The sequence below is a fragment of the Mucilaginibacter antarcticus genome, assembly GCF_042686155.1.
In the GTDB taxonomy this organism is placed as follows: domain Bacteria; phylum Bacteroidota; class Bacteroidia; order Sphingobacteriales; family Sphingobacteriaceae; genus Mucilaginibacter; species Mucilaginibacter antarcticus.
On sequence record NZ_JBHUON010000001.1, the window covers coordinates 74,386 to 97,909 of the forward strand.

A 23,524-nucleotide genomic window follows, 5' to 3' on the forward strand; every position below is an offset into this window, starting at 1 on the left:
AAATATCAATTTTATTGAGCCGAAGTGTAACTTTCCGGAATATTGAACGGATACGCTAACACTAAGTCAAAATCCATCTTAGTGTAACGCAAGTTTGCCTGTATTTTTTTATCGTCTATAGTTGATAAAATATCTATTTGACCCGGAATGATACGATTTTGGGCTTGTGTAAAATTACTGTTATTAACCAGTAAAGCCTGCCCTGCTTCAACATTTGAAAGGTTAAACTGCGTTACGCGCATATTGGCACCCAGCATCATTTTATATACAAGGTCCACCAAACTTCCGGATAGGGTTACATTGCCCATGTCTGACGTTATAATGCTTCGCTCGGTCAAAACCTCCGGCATTGCATTACCTACCAATAAAGACTCCACGGTTTTATAGTTAATTTGCTGGCTGGCATATTGATGAATAAAGCCGAACGGCTTTTTGATATACACGCCCTGTAGCTTATTAATAATTTTTATACTGTCTGGAGTAATAACTGCACGTGCAACCTCAATAGTAATCAAGATAGTTTTAGTTATTGACACCCATATCCGTTTGTCTTTTTCAATCCTGATATTTATTACAACATCATTAGCATCCCCGTTGACATCAAGCTTAGCGTCGGCTCGGCCAGAGAAAGTCCTGAAATTTACCTGCCTGCTCTTTATAGCCGCGAGCTGATTTTTAACGGTAGTTAAATCGGGCGGGGTGGTAGGTATAGTAACCGTATTATTTGTTTGCGGCGGAGCGACGGTGGTCATGGCTTTTTTGCGTGCCTTGCAACTTACCATTGCCAGCAAACAGCAAGCAATTATTACTTTATTCAATATACTTTTTTTCATTGATCTTTCTGTCTAACAGCGGTGTGTTGCCGCCATATTCCTTCGCTTTCTTCCAATTTGTTACAGCCGCTTCCGTATCGCCTAAATAAAATAAGATGTCGCCATAATGTTCAGTTTGGGTGGCGCTTTTGGTTTTATTATTTGCAAGGGCCTTGTCCATCCAGGTTTTGGCCTCTTTATAGTTTTTTTGTTTGAATAGTATCCATGCGTAAGTATCTTTAAAAGACGCGTTAGCCGGCTCCAGTTCGTTAGAGCGTTTAGACATTTTAGCAGCCTTGTCTAATTGCTCGCCCCTTATTGACAAATAATAAGCGTAGTTGTTTAAGGTATATTTATTATCGGCATTATACTCCAACGCTTTATCGTAGGACGCGTCGCTGCTTTTATTATCTGCCATGGCATGGTAACAATCACCAAGAGATGAGTAAACCATGGTTAACAATTCTTTATCCTGAAACTCTAAAGCCGCGGCATTGCGCAAGTAGCTCAACGCCTTTTTGTAATCCTTTTTCAACAGCCAGCCGGTACCTACATAATAATTCATCCAACCCTGGTTAGGGAAATAGGATAATGCGGCCTCGCCATCGCGAATAACGCCATCAACATCATTACTTGCCAGCTGCAAACGCACCAACTGCTCGCGGGTTTCGTAAATTTGACCGTTAAGTTCAATTGATTTTTGGTACTCGGGTTTGGCTTCAGCATACTTTTCGCTTTGCACCAAAACGTCGCCGTACAGGGCATGGGCCTTAGCTTCGTTAGGATGCGTTTCGGCAATAAGTTTAACGAGCGCCAGGGCACTGGTAAGCGCCCCGGGGCGAGATGCCGGATCAACAAACTTGGGGAAATACCCCATTACAATACGTATTTTTTGATCGATACTTAAATCAGGGATACTAAATGCAGCTTGTAACTCCTTATAACTAGCCTCAGTATCTTTACGCTCACGGTAGATATCGGCAAGTCCTAAATGGATAAAAGCGTTGTTTGGCTCAAGGCTTTTTGCTTTTTCTAATACTTTAAAAGCTTTATCAGGGGCTTTATTGCTGGTGTAAATTTCGGCCAGCATCAGGTAGTATTTTAGCTGGGTGGGGTTATTGGCAATCATCTGCTCTAAACCCGCGGCAGCCTTATCAACCTTGTTTTGCTTTAGGTAAATTTTTTGACGGGCAATGATAAGGTCATCACTGCTGCCTGTAATGGTTTCTATTTGATCATAAACCTTCAAAGCCTCGTCATACTTACTCATAACATAGTACGCGTTGGCCTTATCAAAGTAATAATCAACACGTTGGGGGCTAAGCCTAATCAACTGGTTAAAAACATTCTCTAGCTTAGCCACATCATTGCTACGTTCATAAATATCAGCAAGCGATGCCCAGTACCACTCGTTATCGGGTTTTACCACCACGGCCCTTTCAAGTAGGGGCTGCGCTTCGGCAAACTTGTTCTGGCGTTTTTTTATGCCGGCCAGCTCATACAATGACGCGTCATTTGATGGCTCAATAGCCAATATCTTATTAAACAGGTCGGCAGCTTGAGTATTGTTGTCAATGGTTTTTTCGCGCAGGGCAGCGTAGAATAAGGTTTGAACACTATTCTCGCTGCCTTTACCAAAAGCATTCTTGATAGTGGCTACGCTGTCTTTAACATTCTGATCATTTTTAAAGAGGTTTGGCAACTGTGCAAAGGCGGGCATGTTGACACATAATATGCCAACCAACAATGTTGCACGAGTATATATGGCTTTGTTCGATTTGAAAATAGGTCTTAATAGTTGCGCCATGATACTGCTTTACCCCGATGATCTTATTTTTTAATAAAAATAGCTTTTAAATTTCGCCACTCAAAATACAGGGCTGCGCCTCCAAATATTAACAGGAAGACGTTGCCTATAAATATATTACGGTTAAACACGTAGAACGATAGATAAACGAGAACAGCCGACGAAATGATATAAGCCAGGTTCTTTTTTAAGTTGTACGGGATAGGATAATTTTTTTGCCCCCACAAGTAGGACATAATCATCATGGATGCATATGCAATAAGTGATATCCATGCAGATGCCATATAGCTGTATTTGGGTATAAATATCCAGTTTAACAGGATGGTAAGAATAGCACCAATGGTTGATATATATAAACCATATTTTGTCTGATCTGACAGTTTATACCAGACTGATAAATTCATATATATTCCTAAGCTTAAATAGCCAAATAATAATAAAGGCACTACACCCAATCCGGACCAATATGGGTTATTTACTATATGATTGTTTATCAGATGGGTTTCTTTACCAATAATTAAAGCAGCCAATATATTCACGTTGGCAACCACAGCTACGGTAATTACTGCTACAGTGATTACAAAATAATTCATTATCCGTGCATAGGTATCGCCAGAGTTTTTGTTTTTTGCGTGACTAAAAAAGAATGGCTCAGCACCAAGCCTGAAAGCGTTTATAAAAATGCTAAGGAAGATGGCAATTTTCGCGCAAATACCGTAAATGCCTACGTCCCTATCGCTTATGGCTTCGGGCAACATATGCTTAAGCATGGTTTTATCCAACGCTTCATTAATTATAAATGAGATATTAGCGATCAGTATTGGGTAGCTGTATAAAAACATCTCTTTATACATAGCAATATCAAACCTAAGCTTTACCTTAAATATTTCTGGTAACAACAAAAATATGGTAAAAACGCTGGCGGTAGCATTAGCTAAAAAAACGTAACCTACCCAGTGCGGCCGGTACCAACCAATCATCCATTGCGCGCCTGGTAATTGATAGTCAATGATAAAAGGTATCCCGTATAAAAAAAACAGATTGAGTAAAACAACAAATACGATATTAGTGCATTTTACAAACGCAAACTTCATGGGTCTGCCATCTGCCCGTATTTTAGCAAATGGGATAACGCAAAAAGCATCAGCCACTAATATTACAAGGAAATTTTCTACGTAAAAAGCATAGTCCGCGTGGTCTTTAACCGAACCTGCCTTGGCAAAATCAATAACATTATCAAGAAACAGCAAACAGAAGAGCAAAAATATTATAGATACAGCAATAACTAACCCGAATGCATTATTGTAAACCTGCTGCTTGTTATTTTCGTGTTTTTGTAAATACCTGAAATAGGTAGTCTCCATCCCGAAAGCCAATACCGCATTTACGATAGCGGCATTACTGTACATCGCCGTAAAAATGCCATTGCCGCCAACCGGCAAAGCGCGGGCATAAATTGGAGTCAATATAAAATATATCATCCTGGAGATGATGGTACTTAATCCATATATGGCGGTTTGCCCGGCAAATTTCTTAGCTGTTGACAATAGATAGTGCTTTAAGTTACAGAGGCCTATTTAAACAAGCCCCGTTTTAACACCTCAAAATTACGATAGTTTTTTGATTCGCCTTCACTGCTTTCAACAGTTGTTACCTGTGCGCCTTGCGGGCCTTCATTTACCCAATCTAAAAACAAATCCAGCATGGTTGGCTCACCCTCGGCTTCCATAATTACATCGCCGTTGGGGTCATTCCTTACTGTTCCACGTACGCCCAACTGATCAGCAACTGCTTTTGCGGACGCGCGAAATTGCACACCTTGCACCTTGCCCTTTACTGTAATATCCAAATGTTTCATGTTAAGCCAAAAGTAAAAATTAAAAAGGCAAAAAAATAGCGATGAAGTTGAACTCATCGCTATTTATATATGATGAAGCTACAACAATCGCCGCACTTTGGTATCAGCGGTAATCATCAAATCGCTATTCAAACCACTTATCAGGTTTAAGCCGGGCTGCTTGCCTGCTTCAAGGCTGCCTTTACTTTTCTCTATACCCAAAAATGTAGCGCCATTCAGTGTAGCCCATTTTAGTAGCCTTTCTATCGTCAAAGCCGGGAATTTAGCTTGCAGGGTGCTCATCTCGCTTAAAATACACAGCTTTTTGTTTGACGCCAGGCTATCAGTACCCAAGGTGATGTTGAAGCCCTGATCTAAAAACAAATCTACCTTTGGTAATGACCCCTCGATATAAAGGTTAGCATTTGGGCAAAAACACCAATTTATGCGGCGGTCAAATCGTTTTATAAAGTATATATCTTTTAAGTTAGTACAAGTATTATGCACCAGCAAAATACCTTGCTTATTGGTAAGCAACGGTAATATTGATTGTAACGAGTTACGCGCCTGTGGTTTAAAATAACTTATATCAATGCCGAAGTGCTCATATAACTCATTAAAACTACCTAGCTTATAACGGTAAAACTTATTCTCATCCTCGCACTCCTGGTTATGTATACTGATCAGGTTTTTATAAGGATTATCGTCGCTGTATTTTTTTATCAGCTTTAATAATTCTTTAGATACCGAGTATGGGGCATGTGGTGTCACCGAGCACGGCTGCGACTTAAACTGTTCAGCTAAAGCCAGAGCGTTTTCAAAAACCGATTCGGCCTTTTCGGGTGTAAAGCCAAAGGTTTCAACAAACGTATGATAGTATATTTTGCTTTTGGCCTTTAAGGCTATGGTTGCGTTACTATTTGATATATCGCCTACGGCAACAATCCCGCTCTCGTACATATCACTATCCGCTTTAATCGCGGCCGCCTCAACTTCTTCAGGGTCAGAATTACGAATAAGTTGTATGTTTTTGATAAAGTTAATCAGTCCCTCACCTTCTGTAATTTTACCTTGAAGGTGCGATAATTCTAAGTGGCAGTGGGTATTAACAAATCCGGGGCAGATAATGCCATCCAGGCGTGTAATTGTAGCAGGGTCGGTTCCCGAGGGAGGCTGGTCTGTTACTGAAATGATGGTTCCCTCATCATCAACAGTAACTACCCCATCTTTAATTGGATCAGCATGAATAGGAAAAACGTAATCGGCTTTAAAAATTTTCATTGGTTATAGCTTAATTTGCCATTTCACTTTCAACATAACTTAATACATTAACTTTTGGTTATTGTTTTTAACTTATTGATTTAAAAAGATAGATTTTATTTTTTCGTATTTTTGCAACGTGATTGCTGAAAAAGAAAAAATTGATATCCGTAGCCTTAGCCTCGAGGGCTTACAGAAGCACTTCGTCCAAATGGAGGAAAAAGGGTTCAGGGCCAAACAAGTTTATGAGTGGCTATGGAAAAAATCATGCTTCTCTTTTGATGAGATGAGCAATATTTCAAAAGAACTGCGTACCAAACTTGAGGCAAATTTTGTAATTAATAATGTACAAATTAATAACTCACAGTTTAGTGCGGATAAAACTATAAAAAATTCTTTTATTTTACACGACAAGCATTTAATTGAAGGCGTTTTAATTCCGACTCCCGAGAGAATGACTGCGTGTGTATCCTCCCAAGTGGGTTGCAGCCTTACTTGTAAATTTTGTGCCACGGGTTACATGGAGCGTAAACGCAACCTGAATCCTGACGAGATTTACGACCAGGTTGTATTGATTGACAAGCAAGCCCGCGAGAACTATAATATCCCGTTAACTAACATTGTATACATGGGCATGGGCGAACCCTTGCTTAACTACAAAAATGTTATGGACTCGATAGAGAAAATAACCTCGCCTGACGGATTGAACATGGCGGCTAAGCGCATCACGGTGTCAACTGCCGGTATTGCCAAAATGATTAAAAAATTGGGCGACGATGATGTTAGGTTTAACCTTGCCTTGTCGCTACATGCCGCTAACGACGAGAAGCGCAATACCATTATGCCTATAAATGAGCAAAACTCATTAAATGCACTGGCCGAAGCACTTAAGTATTACTACGCCAAAACCAAAAACCCAGTAACTTACGAGTATATTATTTTTGACGGCTTTAATGACAACATTGAAGACGCCGAAGAACTAGCTCGTTTTTGCAAGCACCTGCCTTGCAAGGTTAACATCATTGAATACAACCCTATAGCTTTTGCAGACTTTGTAAACGCCGGTGTTGATAAGGTTGAAGCTTTTGCCGAGCATTTGCGCAAACGCGGCGTAAACACCCACATACGCCGTAGCCGCGGAAAAGATATAGATGCTGCCTGCGGGCAGCTGGCTATTAAAGATAAGGAGACCACTAAAGTCTGATGCCCTGCTGCCTATTACAACTAAATCATTAGGCATAAACTTTCTTTTTTAATATATTTAGAGCGACAACCTACCTATTGCTATGAATGTATCGTCGGTAAACCCTACATGGTCGCTTTGGAAAAAGATCCTTTTCCGCTTCGTGTTTTTATATTTGGCGTTACAGATATCACCCTGGACATGGCTTGACATTACCGGTCAATTTGTAAATAAATATTATAGTCAACTCTTGGGATGGCTTGTAACCTTATCCAATACTTACCTGTACCATGTACGCCCAGTGTTGGTGCCTTTAAACGGCAGTGGCGACACCTCTTTCGGCTGGGCACAGTTGCTTTTTTATTTAACTGTTGCGGCATTAGGATGCCTTATATGGTCATTGGCTGACAGGAAGCGCCCCAACTACATTCAACTTAATTACTGGCTTTGTCTTTTTGCTCGTTACTATCTCATCACCTATTTGTTTATTTATGGCGTTATAAAAATATTTGCGTTGCAAATGGTTTTCCCGAGCCTCCATGCACTGGCTACTCCATTAGGCGATTTCTTGCCAATGCGGTTTTCATGGTATTTTATAGGCTATTCTACGCCTTACCAGGTATTTTCTGGTTTTATGGAAATGCTGGCGGCCTTGCTGCTATTAAACTGGCGCACTGCTACACTTGGTGTATTGTTAGCCACAGCAGTATTAACTAATGTAATGGCGCTTAACTTGTGCTTCGATATACCTGTCAAAATATTTTCGGCTCAATTAGTATTTACCTGCCTTGTTTTACTGGTTAATGAAAGCCGGCGTATCATTAACTTTTTTGTACTTAACAAACCCGCGGACACTGGTAGCATTTATGAATTTACTTATAATAAAAAGTGGAAGCGCGTTACAAGGATAATAGTCAAGGTGTGTTTTATCGCTTTTGCATTAGCCCCGCGGGTCTATCAATCGGCAAAACAATATAAAGCTTATAATGCACCAAAGCCTAATTTACTGGTAAAGAATGGGGTGTATGAGCCTGTATCAGTAATTGTTAATAACAAGCCTGTTCAGTTATTGCTTACTGATTCATTACTCTGGCAGGATTTGATTTTAGAGGATGGAACAGGCAGCATTAAAACCGGCGAAAAGCTATTTAAACGAAGGTATAACCGCGTATACTTTGTCTACGAGATCGATTCGGCAAATCATACTTTCGTTTTTAAAGAAAACGTAGACGCCGCTTCGGTAAAAACCATCACGTTAAACTACTCGCTCCCCGATACCAATACCATTAAGCTTTGGGGCAAAAAGAACACCGATAGTGTTGCAATGATATTTAAACGCAAAAATCGCCATTTTCAATTAGCCGAGCGGCAGTTTCATTGGCTCACCGAGTATAACAGATAATTATGTTGAAAGCACTGCATTTATACTTGACAAATTTCTTGTCGCTAATCTTCCCAAACCTTTGCCCGGCTTGTGGTGCAGAATTGGTCGTTAACGAAGAAATCATCTGTACCAATTGCAGGTATAATCTGCCGCAAACTAATTTTCACTTGCAGGCAGATAATATTGTAGCCAGGCAATTTTGGGGCAAATTAAGATTGGAAGGCGCCTATGCCTTGTATTACTTTACCAAAGGCGGCAAAGTGCAAAACTTGATGCATCATTTTAAATATAAAGGCATGCATAAAATAGGCAACCTGATGGGTGACATTGCTGGTGTACAGCTCAGTAAAAATGAAATTTTTGCGGGAGTAGATTATATTATACCGGTACCGCTGCATAAAAACCGGTTAAGAGAGCGTGGCTATAATCAGGCTGCCTGCTTTGCACAAGGGCTTGCCGGCCAACTGAACGCGGTGGTCGAAGAGAATAATTTAATACGCACAAAGGCTACAAAAACACAAACTAAAAGATCGCGCTTTGCCCGGTTTGAAAACATGAAAGAAGTTTTTACTGTCGCAAACGCCGAAAAGCTCAAGGGCAAACACGTATTGCTGGTAGACGATATTGTAACTACAGGCTCAACGCTCGAAGCCTGCGCCATCCCACTACTAGAAATCCCCGGATTAAAGCTAAGTATAGCTACAATAGCGTATGCGGAGTAAGAAGATAGATTGGAGATTAAAGATTGGGCTTATCTGTTCAAGGTGAACTTCCAATCTTTAATCTTCAAAAACTAATCTCTAAAGCTACTGCTTCTGAAACCTGCTTAGTTTCTCAAATAAGATCTTTGGTTCAAACGGCTTCAGGATATAATCGTTCATACCAGCGTTGCCTATATCGCCCATTTGGCTGGTAAGCATTGAAGCTGTTAGCGCAATAATAGGTAATTGCTTAAAGTAAGGCTCCGGTTTATCACGAATGATCTGGGTTGCTTCAAGGCCACCCATCTCCGGCATGTGTATATCCATCAATACAACATCATATTTATTAGTCTCAATCTTGTTAACCGCCTGTAAGCCATTCTCGGCAAAGTCTATAGTTGCCCCCCATTTGGTCAAGATCTTGTTGATTAATAATCTGTTGATTTGATTATCATCAACAACAAGTACGCTTATGTTTAATGTCGATTCCACGTTAATATTATTACTCTTTTTGTTTTTTGCCTTATCAAAAGTTATTGTGAACGAGAAAGCGGAGCCTTGGCCCGGTGTGCTATCTACATTCACCCGCGAGTCATGCAGCTCAATTAACCGCTTGCTAATGGCCAACCCTAAGCCTGTACCTCCATATTTACGGGTGGTGCTTGTGTCTGCTTGCTTAAACGACTCAAATATCGTATTTAATTTATCATTTGCTATACCTATACCGGTATCTGTCACAGAAAAACGTACACGAACATTTTTCTTAGTTTGATCAACTACAACCAGCTCAATTTTAACGCCCCCCTTGTCTGTAAACTTTATTGCATTACTTGCCAGGTTTATCAATATCTGTGATAGCCTGGTGCTGTCGCCAACAATAGTTTCGGGAATTGCCTCATCAATAACGGCATCAAGGTATATATTTTTTTCTTTAGTTTGGTATTGTAAAGACGCGGCGATGCTTTGTACCAGTACGCGCAAGTCTACATCAGCCTGCTCAAGGTCAATATTTCCGGTTTCTATCTTGGTAAAATCCAGCACGTCATTAATTAACGTCAGCAAATTATCAGCAGAAAACTTAAGCACCTTCAAATTTTCTTTTTGCGACTCGAGCGGGTTGTCGTCTACCAATAAGTTAGACATACCTATTACGGCATTTAATGGGGTGCGTATTTCATGGCTCATTACAGAGATGAACATATCCTTGGCGCGGCTTAGCTGAAGCGCTTCTTCTTTTGCACTTATCAGCTCCATCTCCACCTTTTTCTTGGCGCTTATATCAATAACAACTTCAATGTATTTATCAACCACACCTTCTTTATTCAATATAACCGAGTTGATAACGGTAATCCATATCGGCGTACCATCTTTTTTGTAGGCTAATAAATCAACCTCAAACGATTGCTTGTTTTTAGATAGTTCGCGGCCTTTTTCAATAATAGTTATATCAGTAAGCTCCCCCTGCAAAACATCGCCCAGGTGGGTGCCACCCACATCGGTAATATTGAAACCGGTTATTTTTTCAAAAGCACCGTTAACCCACTCTATCTCACCATCAGCATTATTGATAACTACGCCGCTGGTGGTATTACTGGCGACTAACGATAACAGCTTAGACTCCTCTTCTGCCTTTTTACGCTCTGTAATATCAAGCATGGTAGTTATCTGGCGCTCTACATCACCGGCTTCGTCAAACAAAGGGCTGTTAGACATAGATACCCATGCCGGAGTCCTGTCTTTTCTGTATATCAGTATCTCGCAGTTATATGGTCTTTGTTCGCTAACAGCCTTTACAGCATTCTTAAACACATCCATGTCGGTATCTTCGCCTATAAGGATAGTTCCAAATCGCTTGCCTTGCATTTCGGCAAAGGTGTAGCCCGTTATATTCTCTAACGCCTCGTTCATCCAGATTACGGTGCCCGTAGCGTCGCGACTTAACATTCCGCTAGGCGATTTACGGGCGGCAAACGAAAGCACCTCTAAATCTTTTTGAATAGCCTTACGGGCCGTGATATCAGACCATACCCTGATATATTTTTCAACCTCTCCTGCCTCATCAAAAATTATAGAGGTAGTTTGCGACAGCCATATATCCTCGCCATTTTTGCGGGTGGCGTATACATGTACTGAGTACGATGATTTTCCTTTAATAAGATCGTTATATTGCTGTATAGGGTTATTATTTGCGTTATTAGCATCATTAACCAGTATACTACGTAAGCGCTTGCCCTGTACATCTTCAAAGGCATATCCGGTTATTTTTTCAAAAGCTTCATTGGTCCATATAACATTGTCATCTTTATCACTAACCGATACCCCGTTGATCATTTTACTGGCAACAAGCGACAATTGTTCTAGCTCGGCCAAAATGCTCTTTTGATAGGTGATATCGCGGCCATTAGCATACCATTTTTCGTCTTTGTAGATACCGCACCACCCTATCCATTTTTCTTTACCCTCAACTGTAAAAGTTTTAGTTTCCAAATCAAAGGACTGCCCGGTCGATAACGCCTTTTCAATAAGGGGGACAAACTGTTCTCTTGGCGTGTTGCCAACAACAAAGCTCCAAAGTGGCTTACCTAAAGCGTCCTCTGGCTCATAACCTAAAATATTTTTGACAGATTTATTGATCAGCTCAATATTGGCGTCCTTATCGGCAATAAAATGAATATCGGGCGATGAATTAAAAAGGTTATAAAACTGTTTGTGAATTGCTAAAGACTGTTGCAGTTCGCGGCGTTGTTTGCGTAGCACCAGGTGCGACATCACCTCGTCCGCCAGGGTGCGCAAGGCATCTCGTTGCTCAAAGGTAAGCTGGCGTGGCACCACATCAACCACACATAACGAACCAAGGCGGTTGCCATCCGGATCAATCAATGGCGCGCCGGCGTAAAAACGTATTTGGGCGGCGCCCTTTACAAAAGGATTCTCCTTAAAAGTATCGTCCTCGGCAGCGTTGCTTACTTCTAATATTTCATCGTTTAAGATGGTGTAATTACAAAAAGCGTCGGCGCGGGATGTTTCTGAAGCGTCTACCCCTACAACGGATTTAAACCATTGCCTGTCGGCATCTATTAGGGATATAAGAGCCATTGGCACCTGGCATATATAGGACGCCAGGCGGGTGATAGCATCGTATTCTTTCTCAGGCAAGGTGTCAAGGACAGCATATGAACTAAGCGCCGCTAGGCGCTTAGTTTCTATATCTGTCGTGACATGCTGCCCGTGTATCATTATTTTTTTCTATTCCTTATATAACGGAAACTTCTCCGTTAACTTGTGCACCTTTTTACGAACTTTTTCTAAAGAAAGTTCGTTTTCCGGGTCATTTATTACTTCGTCTACTAATGCGGCTATCGCTTCCATCTGTTTCTCTTTCATTCCGCGTGTAGTTACAGCAGCTGTACCTATACGAATGCCCGATGTTGTAAACGGCGATTTATCATCGTAAGGTACCATATTTTTATTTATGGTGATGTCTGCTTTAACCAACGCGTTTTCGGCAGCTTTACCGGTTACGTTTTTGTTGCGCAGATCTATCAGTACTAAATGATTATCTGTACCGCCCGATACTATCTCGTAACCTCTTTCTATGAATGCTTTTGCAATTGCCGCGCCATTTTTCTTAACCTGCAAAATATATTTCATATAGCTGTCAGAAAGGGCCTCGCCAAACGCAATTGCCTTGGCAGCAATAATATGCTCTAACGGCCCACCTTGTGTACCCGGAAAAACTGCCATATCTAATAACGTCGACATCATTTTGATCTCTCCTTTCGGGGTTTTATGTCCCCACGGATTTTCAAAATCTTTGCCCATCATGATAAGGCCGCCACGCGGGCCGCGTAAGGTTTTGTGGGTAGTTGTAGTAACTATATGGCAATGCGGAAGCGGGTCTGTTAACAAACCGCGTGCAATTAAACCTGCAGGGTGTGATATGTCAGCCAGTACCAAAGCGCCAATCTTATCGGCGACAGCACGGATACGGACATAATCCCAATCGCGAGAGTAAGCTGATGCACCGCAAATAATCATTTTTGGTTTTTCTTTAAGCGCTACTTTCTCCAGCAACTCATAATCAACATAGCCGGTATCTTTTTTAACACCGTAAAAGTGGGGATCATACAATTTACCCGAAAAGTTTACCGCAGAACCATGCGTTAAGTGGCCACCATGCGAAAGATCAAAACCTAATATTTTATCGCCCGGATTTAAGCAAGCCAGCATTACCGCTGCGTTAGCCTGCGCGCCAGAGTGTGGCTGCACATTAACCCATTCGGCATTAAACAATTGTTTAGCGCGCTCAATAGCAATGGTTTCAATTTCATCAACTATTTGGCAGCCACCATAATAACGTTTACCCGGCAGACCTTCGGCATATTTGTTGGTTGCAACAGAACCTGCCGCTTCCATAACCTGTCTGCTTACAAAGTTTTCAGACGCTATAAGCTCTAAACCCTCTTCCTGGCGCTGTTGCTCTTCGTCTAACAGCTTAAATATTAACTTGTCTCTTTTCATTATGATGGTTAAAAACGCCGCAAAGGTAATAAAGATTATAGTATACTTAATTAATAGATTACCTAATTAATTGGGTATGTGAGTAATTTGGAGTTGTTAACAAATACCCACATCTTTTTATCTATTTAGCCAACTCAAATCCCCAGTTCTTCCCCTTTTCTACAGCAGGCAGACCTTTGCTCATCCATTGCGGCATAGGCGCGCCTTTTAGGTAGTGATCAAAAAATTGCTGTTCGCGTATGGTAATGTCTTTACGGTTTTGGCGCTGTACCAGGTTGTGCGCTTCGCCATTGTAAATTAATAGCCAGGTGGGTTTGCCTAATCTGCGTAGGGCCGTAAACATTTCTATTCCCTGGTAAAATGGCACCGCGCCGTCGGCATCGTTACTCATAATAGCTACCGGAGTTTTAACCTTAGGCAGATGGAACAATGGCGAGTTCTCCATATATAAATCAGGCCTTGACCATAAACTAGCACCTATACGGCTTTGCCCATGCTCATATTGCGACTGCCTGTTATTGCCACTCTCCCAGCGGATACCGCCGTAGGCAGATGTCATGTTTACTACCGGCGCACCAGCCCAGGCAGCTGCGTACATATTATTTACCGTTATCAGGTATGCTACCTGGTAACCACCCCAGCTTTGGCCTTGTATACCAATGTGTTTACTATCAACCCAGGCATTCTTCTTCAAGTATTCAACGCCTGAGTTAACATATTCAACTGCCGATTTACCCGGATGCCCGGTCTCATAGCTAATATCGGGCGTAAAAACCAAATAGCCATTGCTCACAAAAAACGAAATAGGCAAGCGCGATGGCGTAGGCGCAGGAGCTTGATAGTTATATAATGTCTCTGTTACCTTTTCATAGAAATAAGCGATCATTGGGTACTTCTTTTTAGGGTCAAAGTTTTCGGGTTTGTAAAGTATGCCATCAGCAGCGAAGCCTTTGGGTGTTTTCCAATGCACCAATTCGGCTGTGCCCCAATTATAATCTGCTTGTTGCGGGTTGATGGCGCTAAGCTTTGTTTCGGCTTTCAAATCGGCAGATAAATACAGATCGGGCGAGTGCTGGTAGTTTGCCTTGGTATAAATATAAGTATCTGCGTTTTTTGCCTTTTGCAATGAACTGTAGGCATAAGGCCCCATTACCACTTTCTCCGGAGCGGCACTACCATCTATTGCATCCTTATAGTAACCCCATTGTTTAGTCGCATCATTTTGCGTAATAAGCCAAAGCGACTTGTCAGACGGGATGGCTTTCTCGTCAGGATCGGTCATCCGGTAACGAAATACCAACTTATTTTTACGGCCCGCACCATTGGTTAAGTTGATAGCTGCCCCGTTGGCCGGGTTAACTTTCCAAATATCAAATCGATCGTAAATCAGCACGCTTTTATCATCCTGCTCCCAGCCTGCAATGCCATATGGCGAGGGGCTATCAGGTACATCATTATCCTCTTCGCCCATTTTGGTTGGTATGTTGACGCTTAGGTTTGTTTTTTTGCCGGTGGCAATATTGTAGCTATTCCAATTTTGCTTTTGGGCGTCAAACCAGATCACATAATTTCCAGCTGTTGAAATACTGTAGCGTGCTTTAAGTCTGGGGTTAATCAGTGTACGTACTCCTGTTTTGGTGTTGATTAAAAAGGCTTGCTCCCGCGATCCTCCTTCCCATTGCGCCTGTACACGTGCGCCGGTGTCAGCAACGCCTAAAACATAATCGCCGTTGCTGTTCTCAGGTATCTGGATAGTGCGGATAGCCTCGTCGCCCAACTGAATTATCTTGCTTTCACCAGCCGGACGTACAACCGCAGTATAATTGCGGCGCAGGTCGCGGCTTAAACTATTTAACTGTTGCGATTGCAGGTAGTCGTCTTTATAATTCCAGATATCCAACTTGGCTACCTCAAAATCAACAATAGTTGTATCAACTGGCTTGGGTATGGGCGCGGTGCCAAAAAACAAGCTGCTGCCATCTTTGCTAAATGCTAAACGCCCGCCATCGGCCACCGCCCACTTCGCAGGCATACCCGCCGAGTTCGGCGCAGCTAATATATTAGCAGTATCGCCCGGCAGTGTGGTACTATAATAATAAAGGCTGTATGGTTTAATTTTAGTTTTCTCTGGATTTTTTTCTGCCACAAAAGCCAGCCTGGTGCCCGTTTCATCAAAGGTTAGGTTTTTATAGGTGCCATTACCAGTGCTTATCTGCTTAAGGTTATTTTGCTCAATATCATATACAAATATCCCCGCCTTAACATCTTTCACCTTCTTTTGCGATGTGATAGAAAACGCCAGTAAGGTTCCGGCTTTGTTGAGCTGATAATCGGTTACATACTCAAACGTTCGTGTTTTACCGCTGGTCATCTGCCTGACCGTCAGCTTAGCGCCCGGCAAATTAGCGGTAGCTTTTGCGGTGTCCGCAGGCTTTTTGGCTACAGCTGCGCTGCTATCGACAGGAATAAAATAGGCCAATACCGGTGCTTTCTCGGCCATCTTAAAGTTTTTTACCGCGGGCACTTTCTCAATACCCGGTTTACCCAGGGTGATAATTGCCAACGTATCTTTAGGATACTCGGCCGGCTTTTTCTTTTTTATTTTAAGTTGGCGGATGGCTGCAAAGGCGGGCTTGATCACCAGCACCGCGTATTTCGAATCAGAAGTAAACCTGGCAGTATCCGCTCGGGGTATGCTTACCTTACTGGTATTCGCTGCGTCGGCTATCACCAATTGCGCATCGCCTGCCTGAGGCTTTATGGTATAGAGCACCCATTTGCCGTCGTTACTAATTCGTTCGCCATTTATGCTTTGCCAACTGTCAAAAACAGAATGGTCTAAAGGTTTTTTATTAATTTTTTGTGCGGATGCGGACATAGCGGCGCCCAAAATCAAAGCAGAGATCAGTAGTTTTTTCATTATTAGCGATTAATCTTTAAATATGCTAAAAAATATATAACACTCATAGCCGTAACACATCCATTACAAAACCATCTTAGGTCAATCAATCATAAGTGATCCACCGCGCGTGCCTATCCTTTTTGGATCACTTGGATCACCTGTTTTATACAACACATTTAAAATCAATAAATTAAATTAAATTAATCAAACTATTTGAATCAGTCATGATCAACTTGGATCACCTTTTAGGAATATTTGACAATTGGATCCCCCCTTTTTGCAGACTAACAGCGTCGCCAGCAGTTGCCCGTCACACCCCAACTAAACTTGGCGCTCAAATCTTTCTATTCCCATAAATCCCAGTACGTTTTTGCTTAATATTGCAGTGATGATAAACGCATTCAGAACCTATAATCCGCTTAATATATTGTGGCTGGCTGTTTTGTTGTTTGTGTTGCGCGCGGGGTATGTTTACAGTGCGCCGCCCACACTAACCTTTACGTATCTTGAACCCTTTGCACGTTTATTAGCTCCCGGCACTTATACCTATGTTTTTCCGCCGGCTATAAATATATTTTTAGCGGGGGTTATAGTTTTTGGGCAGGCCCTGCTGGTTAACCGCCTGGTAAATCAATACAACCTGTTAGGCAAGCCCAGCTTTTTACCCGCCCTTATGTACATTGTACTCACCGGGCTGTTTACCCCATTTTTAGTTTTGAGCCCACCCCTTATATGTGGCTTTTTAATGATATGGATGTTTTACAAACTCTTCGCGCTTTACAAGGCGGATGACGCCAAGTCGATAACTTACGATTCGGGGATGATTGTTGCCCTTGGCTCGTTGATATACTTCCCATTCATTTATCTTTTCCTCGCCATCTGGGTTTCATTAATACTATACAGGCCTTTTAATTGGCGCGAGTGGGTTATAGGCATTATGGGTTATGGTACCATATTCTTCTTTTTAGCAGTAGCCTATTACTTGAGCAACAAACTACACATATTTAAAAACATTTGGACACCTCTTACTACCGCCTTCCCCACGCATGTAAATATCAACTACTATAATTACCTGGTGCTTTTGCCGGTTATCGTTATGTTGATTCTGGGCTCCATCAGTTTGCGCCAGGTGTTTTTCAGAAGTTATGTACAAGTGCGCAAATCGTTTCAATTATTGTTTGCAGTGTTGCTAATAACCGGCTTATCTTTTTATGTAAAAGCCCAGTTTAGCCTTACCCACTTTTTACTTTGCGTTATCCCCCTTGCCATACTTTTTGCTTATTATTTCCTCTACGCCAAAGTTCGCTGGTTTTACGAGAGCCTGTTTATCATCCTTCTGGCGAGTATAATTTACTTTCAGTTTAACACTTTTTAACTTTTACATTCGTTCAAATTTGCGGCGTTATGTTAGATTTGCAGCACAATAACATCATGGGCTGGTTGTATACCCATGATATTCACTTAAATACGATAGTAGATGAAATTTGGAGTAGTAATATTTCCGGGGTCTAATTGTGATGAGGATATCATACACGTATTAGAAAAAGTAATGGGCCAGCAGGTTGTTCGCCTTTGGCACAAAGATCATGACCTGCAAGGGGCTGAATTTGTTATACTTCCCGGCGGTTTCTCCTTCGGCGATTACCTACGCTCTGGCGCTATCGCCCGCTTCTCTCCTATTATGGAGCAAGTAATTCAGTTTGCCAACAATGGTGGTTATGTATTGGGCATTTGCAACGGTTTCCAGATATTAACCGAGGCCGGTTTGTTACCCGGCGCATTGCTGCATAACAATACCCGCAAGTTTATCTGCCGCAATATCCACATGATAGCTCAAACAGGCGACTCATTAGTTACCGCGCAGATAGACCCGCAACGCGCTTTAAAAATACCCGTAGCACATGGCGAGGGTAACTACTTTGCAGAGCCTGATGTGTTGAAACAAATAAACGACAACAACCAGGTTTTGTTTAGATATTGCGACGAAGCTGGCAACATTACCGCTGATGCTAATCCTAACGGATCATTAGAAAACATTGCAGGTGTAACCAACGCTAACCGTAACGTATTTGGCTTTATGCCTCACCCTGAACGGGCTGCCGACTCATTACTGGCTAACGAAGATGGTTTGGCAATTTTTGAATCGATATTATCAATGGTTAAGGCCTAATGGCTAACCTGGTTATTGATATAGGCAATACCTTTATTAAAGCAGCAATTTTTGAGGATGATGATCTGGTTTTTACCGATCAATACCCGTTGCTTGATAACCAGATTATAGCGGGTGTTTTTAACAGCCACACCATTGATAAAGCAATGGTATCATCAGTTAAAAAACAAGGCAGCGAGTGGGAAACCACGCTAAGCCAAAAAACAAAGCTTATTTATTTTAACGCTGCGATGGCTGAAGGTATAAACAACCATTACAAAACCCCGCATACTTTAGGGCTTGACAGGTTGGCTGCGGTAACAGGCGCAAACTATTTATACCCACAACAAAACAACCTGGTAATTGACGGTGGCACGTGTATAACCTATGACTTTATAGATGCCGGCGCAAATTATTTTGGCGGCAGTATATCTCCCGGGTTAAATATGCGTTATAAAGCACTTAACTACTACACCGCAGTTTTACCGGTGGTTAATCAGGATAAGAATTTTGCAGACGACGCCGGCGACGATACTGAAACAGCTATCAAATCGGGTGTGCAAAACGGAATAAAACATGAGCTTATGGGCTTTATTGACAGCTATGCTAAACATAGCCCGCAGCTAAATATCATACTAACCGGGGGAGACGGTATTTTTTTTGATACCCTATTAAAAAATAGCATCTTTGCCCCCTATATAAAAAACGAACCATACCTGGTTTTAAAAGGATTGAACGCAGCTACACAGAAGCATAATGATTAAATATACTAAGCTTTTTATAACATTTTTATTGGCGGTTAGTGCTGTTGGCGCTGTTGCACAAACTACAGCAAACACCAGTTCGCCATACTCGCAATACGGTATAGGCGACCTTACGCCAATGCTATTACCACAAAACCAGGCTATGGGTGGTATATCAACCGGTACCAATATTATTAACCGGTACATGAGCATCAACCCGCAAAATCCGGCTTCGCACGCAATGATATCCTTAACTACTATTGACGCGGGTTTGTCATTGCACTCGGTCAACCTTAGTCAGGCGGGCCAACCAACACAACGTAATTCAAACTTTAGGTTAAGCCATATAACGTTTGCAATACCGGTTACACAAACATCGGCTTTAAGCTTTGGTTTAATGCCCTATAGCCAGGTTGGGTATAACTACACAAAATCCAGCAAAGGCTTTGGCAGCGGCTCAAGTGTTGACACCAACCTTATAAATAACATTTACAGCGGCCAGGGCGGCCTTACCAAGGCTTACTTTGGCTATGGCTTCGCGGTAAAACGCAACCTGCTTTTAGGCGCCAATGTTGGTTACATATTTGGCAACATTAAACACTTTCAACAAGTAGAAATGCCAAAGTTGTTTGGGGCATTAAACACCCGGGTTGAGCGTAACAACGCTGCAGGTGGCTTTACTTATGATTTAGGCGCCCAATACATATGGGACCTATCGCTAAGCCGTCACGTAGTGTTTGGTTACTCAACCTCTGCAAGCTCAAAGCTCAATTCACAAAACAGTTACATCATTAGCCACTATACATTTGACTCGGCCGGCAATGAAAATGCTGACGTTGACTCTGTGGTGAATGAACAAAACGCAAAGTCTAAAATTCAATTACCGCAAATACACCGCTTCGGTATCTCGTATCAGCAAGATCTTAAATTTTTGGTGGGTGCTGACTATAGTATCGGCAATTGGTCTGAGCTTAGTATAAACGGCGTCAATGCAGGCATGGCAAACAGCAGCACGTTTAATGTTGGTGGCCAGTACACCCCTAAAATGGATGCTTTAAACAACTATTTTGCAACTGTTGATTACCGCTTGGGTTTTATGTTAGATAAAACTTACTACAACGTACCTAACCCAACAGGCGGCGGCAGCACAAACATTACATCAAAAGCAGTTACAGTTGGTTTAGGCTTACCGCTTAGGGGCAGCATCAGCAGTTTTTATAAAATGAATTTAACTGCCGAATTCGGCCAGCGCGGCACGCTAAATAACGGCTTGGTAAAAGAGGGCTACTTTAATGTGCGTTTAGGTTTTACGCTGAACGATAAATGGTTCCAGCGTTACAAATTTGATTAACCAGGCTATGCGTTATCAGGCAAAACAAGCATCGCGTTTTATTTTGCCGGCATTGCTTTTTGGCATGCTGTTTTTTACAGCGTGCGAAAATGACCTGAACAAGATTAAACAGGTATCCGCACTGCAGCTTATTCAGCCTATTGACACTTCCCGTGGGATCGAAATCATTTACAGCGACTCGGCAATTGTTAAAGCACGGGTGATTTCGCCGCTAATGATTGAATACACAACTGCCAAACCTTACTATAAAATGCCTGACGGTATTAAGGTTATTCATTATGACATATATGCCCGGGAAGACGGTAATATTGTAGCCGATTCCGGCGTATTACGTAAAAACGAGAAAATCTTCGAGTTTCATAAAAACGTTGTGGCTACCGATGCCAAAGGCAGAACGTTTAAATCTGACGAGTTGATTTGGGATCAGGTTAAAAAGATCATATACTCCAATAAGCCTGTACAAATGACCAATAAAGAAGGGGACGTTTTGTATAGTATAAACTTTAAAAGCGACGAGGATTTTAAAGATCCAAAATGGGAGCAGGCTACCGGCTTTGGCAATATCGGCGCCTTCAGTGACATCGCTCATTAGGTATTTATCCGACCTAAAAAATTGTGCGATAAAGTCTTACTAAAAATTGTATCTTGCGCCCTCTTTTTAGGATTATAAATAGAACTATTAATTAAAATACAAGTATAAGTTATGGCTGTAATGGGTTATTTGCGCGACCGTATGGGTAAAATCGTCGCAGGTGTGATAGGGCTTTCGCTTGTTGCTTTTGTTGCGACAGAAGCGGTACAAAGCGGTGGGTCTTTTTTAAGAGATGATAATAATGAATTAGGTAATGTTGGTGGCGAGAAGATCGCTTACGATCAGTTTAACGCTGCTGTTGAGCAAAATGTAAGTCAGTTTAAACAGCAATCGGGCCAAAGCCGTGTTACCCCGCAAATTACAACCTACGTACAAGAAAATACCTGGAACCAATTTGTAACTAAAGCCATCGTTAAAAAAGAAGTTGAAAAACTAGGCCTTACCGTAGGTGGAGACGAGATACAGTCTATGACAAGCGGCAGCAACCCTGCCCCACAAATTGTACAGGCATTTACCGATCCGCAAACCGGCAAGTTTGATCCGGCATCTGTAAGCAACGCTATCAACGCTCTTAAAGGATTAAGAGATGACGATCCGCAGAAAAAGCAATGGACAACATTTATTGCTGATTTGATAAACGGTAAAAAAGCTGAGAAATACATGGTATTGGTAACCAACGGCTTGTATGTTAACTCGCTAGAGGCTAAAGATGCTTACGAGAGCAAAAACCGTTTGGCTAACTTTAAGTACGCGGTATTGCCTTACGCGTCAATACCTGACAGCAAGATAACTTTAACAGACGCAGACTATAGTGCTTATTACGACGAGCACAAAGGCGAATTTAAAAACGCTCAGGAATCGAGATCAATTTCTTACGTAGCTTTTAATGCGGCGCCATCAGCTACTGACACGGCTGCTATTAAGGCTCAAATGACTAAACTACTGCCTGGCTTTATAGCAAGCACAAACGATTCGTTGTTTGTACAGATCAACTCAGAAAATAAAGCACCACTTGCTTACCAACGCAAAGGCGAATTAGAGCCTAAACTTGATAGCATGATGTTTAACGAGGCTCCCGGGTTTATATATGGCCCCTACCTTGCAGGTAGCAGCTACAAAATTGCAAAGCTGGTTGAAGCCCGCATGAGCCCCGACTCGGTTAAAGCCAGACACATTTTAGTTACCCCTACAGAAAGTGGCGGTACTATTGAAAAAGCACTAGCCAGAGCCGACTCGTTAAAAGCACTGATTGAAAGCGGTAAAGGTTCTTTTGAAAGCCTTGCCCCTATTTTCTCTGTTGACAAAGCATCAGGCAGTAAAGGCGGTGATTTAGGCACTTTCGGTCGCGGCGCAATGGTTCCTGCTTTTGAAACTGCTGTATTTAACGGCAAAAAAGGCGATCTTAAAGTAGTTACTTCACAGTTTGGTGTTCACCTGGTTCAAATTCAGGATCAAATAGGTTCATCAAAGGTGGTTAAAGTTGCTGTGGTTGATAAAGCTTTGTCTGCAAGCAGCACAACGCAATCTTCAGCTTACGGTAAAGCACAAGCTTTCCTGGCTAATGTCAACAAAGACAATTTTGCTGCTGAAGCTAAAAAATCAGGTTTGCCTTTACAGGCTGGCGAGGATATCAACGGTACAGCATCAAGCCTACCGGGCTTAAACGACGCCCGCGAACTAGTAAGATGGGTATTTAAGGCAGAGAAAAATGCAGTATCTGACCAGGTATTTACTGTAGGCGATCAATATGTGGTAGCTCAAGTAAAATCTATTAAACCTAAAGGTATTTTGCCACTTGACGTTATCAAAGAGCAAATCAAACCTTCTGTTCTTCAGTTTGTAAAATCTAAACAGTTAACTGATAAACTTACCGCTGCTTTAAACGGTGCTAAGTCTATTGAGCAAGTTGCTCAAAAAGCCGGCGTGCCCGTTACACCAGTACAAAACATTGTATTTTCTAACCCGGTTCTTCCTGGTTCATCTGCAGAATATAAAGCCGTAGGTACCGTATTTGGCCTGGCTCCAAACAAATTATCTAAACCAATTGCCGGCATGCAAGGTGTGTATGTGTTATCACCAGATAGCTTTGTAAACCCGGCTCCGCTTACAAACACAGTAAGAGAGAAAGAGCAAATAGCCCAAACGCTTATTCAGCGTGCCGATGCACAGTTGTTTGAGGCCTTGAAAGATAAGGCTAATGTAAAAGATAACAGAGCTAAGATGTTATAGCCAATATTTAAAGTAATTTTGCATCCGGTATAGCGTTTAGTAAAGCTATACCG

Annotated in this window: 17 protein-coding genes; 9 read left to right on the forward strand and 8 right to left on the reverse strand. The window is 41.9% G+C overall.

What is annotated here, in order from left to right; translation table 11 throughout:
• Window positions 1–11: 11 nt before the first annotated feature.
• The 5 genes from ACFSYC_RS00320 to ACFSYC_RS00340 form a co-directional block, all read right to left on the reverse strand.
• Complete coding sequence (locus ACFSYC_RS00320; RefSeq protein WP_377122111.1) at window positions 12–833, reverse strand: DUF4292 domain-containing protein; 822 nt, start codon at window positions 831–833, stop codon at window positions 12–14.
• Entirely contained in the window at window positions 811–2,619 is a 1,809-nt protein-coding gene (locus ACFSYC_RS00325) for a tetratricopeptide repeat protein (protein ID WP_377122114.1), read from the reverse strand. Before ACFSYC_RS00325 ends, ACFSYC_RS00320 begins: the two co-directional genes overlap by 23 nt.
• A 23-nt stretch (window positions 2,620–2,642) precedes the next feature.
• Window positions 2,643–4,166: an MATE family efflux transporter gene (locus tag ACFSYC_RS00330; protein WP_377122117.1), complete on the reverse strand. Its 1,524-nt coding sequence runs from the start codon at window positions 4,164–4,166 to the stop codon at window positions 2,643–2,645.
• A gap of 26 nt (window positions 4,167–4,192) precedes the next feature.
• Window positions 4,193–4,477, reverse strand: a complete 285-nt coding sequence (locus ACFSYC_RS00335) for an acylphosphatase (RefSeq protein ID WP_377122120.1) — start codon at window positions 4,475–4,477, stop codon at window positions 4,193–4,195.
• Between the two features lie 78 nt (window positions 4,478–4,555).
• A complete protein-coding gene (locus ACFSYC_RS00340) occupies window positions 4,556–5,737 on the reverse strand; it encodes an amidohydrolase family protein (RefSeq protein WP_377122123.1) in 1,182 nt (393 codons plus the stop codon).
• A 118-nt stretch (window positions 5,738–5,855) separates the two neighbouring features.
• On the opposite strand from ACFSYC_RS00340, the gene rlmN reads away from it, so the two are divergent.
• From rlmN to ACFSYC_RS00355, 3 genes are all read left to right on the forward strand, one after another.
• Complete coding sequence (gene rlmN / locus ACFSYC_RS00345) at window positions 5,856–6,920, forward strand: 23S rRNA (adenine(2503)-C(2))-methyltransferase RlmN (protein WP_377122126.1); 1,065 nt, start codon at window positions 5,856–5,858, stop codon at window positions 6,918–6,920.
• A gap of 82 nt (window positions 6,921–7,002) precedes the next feature.
• A complete protein-coding gene (locus tag ACFSYC_RS00350; protein ID WP_377122129.1) occupies window positions 7,003–8,301 on the forward strand; it encodes a hypothetical protein in 1,299 nt (432 codons plus the stop codon).
• A gap of 2 nt (window positions 8,302–8,303) precedes the next feature.
• On the forward strand, window positions 8,304–9,005 hold the full coding sequence (locus tag ACFSYC_RS00355; protein ID WP_377122132.1) for a ComF family protein: 702 nt from the start codon (window positions 8,304–8,306) through the stop codon (window positions 9,003–9,005).
• Window positions 9,006–9,089: 84 nt separating this feature from the next.
• Here ACFSYC_RS00355 and ACFSYC_RS00360 read toward each other — a convergent pair whose 3' ends face one another.
• The 3 genes from ACFSYC_RS00360 to ACFSYC_RS00370 all read right to left on the reverse strand — a co-directional run bounded on the left by ACFSYC_RS00360 (window position 9,090) and on the right by ACFSYC_RS00370 (window position 16,425).
• Window positions 9,090–12,221, reverse strand: coding sequence for a PAS domain S-box protein (locus tag ACFSYC_RS00360; protein WP_377122135.1), 3,132 nt, complete (start codon window positions 12,219–12,221; stop codon window positions 9,090–9,092).
• Window positions 12,222–12,230: 9 nt separating this feature from the next.
• Complete coding sequence (locus tag ACFSYC_RS00365) at window positions 12,231–13,505, reverse strand: serine hydroxymethyltransferase (protein ID WP_377122138.1); 1,275 nt, start codon at window positions 13,503–13,505, stop codon at window positions 12,231–12,233.
• A 121-nt stretch (window positions 13,506–13,626) separates the two neighbouring features.
• Window positions 13,627–16,425, reverse strand: coding sequence for a S9 family peptidase (locus ACFSYC_RS00370; protein WP_377122141.1), 2,799 nt, complete (start codon window positions 16,423–16,425; stop codon window positions 13,627–13,629).
• A gap of 370 nt (window positions 16,426–16,795) precedes the next feature.
• On the opposite strand from ACFSYC_RS00370, the gene ACFSYC_RS00375 reads away from it, so the two are divergent.
• The 6 genes from ACFSYC_RS00375 (at window position 16,796) to ACFSYC_RS00400 (ending at window position 23,471) form a co-directional block, all read left to right on the forward strand.
• Window positions 16,796–17,782: a DUF6427 family protein gene (locus tag ACFSYC_RS00375; protein WP_377122144.1), complete on the forward strand. Its 987-nt coding sequence runs from the start codon at window positions 16,796–16,798 to the stop codon at window positions 17,780–17,782.
• A gap of 102 nt (window positions 17,783–17,884) precedes the next feature.
• The gene (gene purQ, locus ACFSYC_RS00380; protein WP_377122147.1) at window positions 17,885–18,577 is read left to right on the forward strand and encodes a phosphoribosylformylglycinamidine synthase subunit PurQ; all 693 of its coding nucleotides are present in this window, start codon (window positions 17,885–17,887) and stop codon (window positions 18,575–18,577) included.
• Complete coding sequence (locus ACFSYC_RS00385; protein ID WP_377122150.1) at window positions 18,577–19,320, forward strand: type III pantothenate kinase; 744 nt, start codon at window positions 18,577–18,579, stop codon at window positions 19,318–19,320. Before purQ ends, ACFSYC_RS00385 begins: the two co-directional genes overlap by 1 nt.
• Window positions 19,313–20,650 carry a hypothetical protein gene (locus ACFSYC_RS00390; RefSeq protein ID WP_377122153.1) on the forward strand — a complete coding sequence of 446 codons (1,338 nt, stop codon included), beginning with the start codon at window positions 19,313–19,315 and terminating at the stop codon, window positions 20,648–20,650. The genes ACFSYC_RS00385 and ACFSYC_RS00390 overlap by 8 nt, the downstream gene beginning before the upstream one ends.
• A 7-nt stretch (window positions 20,651–20,657) precedes the next feature.
• The gene (lptC, locus tag ACFSYC_RS00395) at window positions 20,658–21,242 is read left to right on the forward strand and encodes an LPS export ABC transporter periplasmic protein LptC (protein ID WP_377122156.1); all 585 of its coding nucleotides are present in this window, start codon (window positions 20,658–20,660) and stop codon (window positions 21,240–21,242) included.
• 111 nt (window positions 21,243–21,353) lie between these two features.
• Window positions 21,354–23,471: a peptidylprolyl isomerase gene (locus ACFSYC_RS00400; protein WP_377122159.1), complete on the forward strand. Its 2,118-nt coding sequence runs from the start codon at window positions 21,354–21,356 to the stop codon at window positions 23,469–23,471.
• Window positions 23,472–23,524 lie beyond the last annotated feature (53 nt).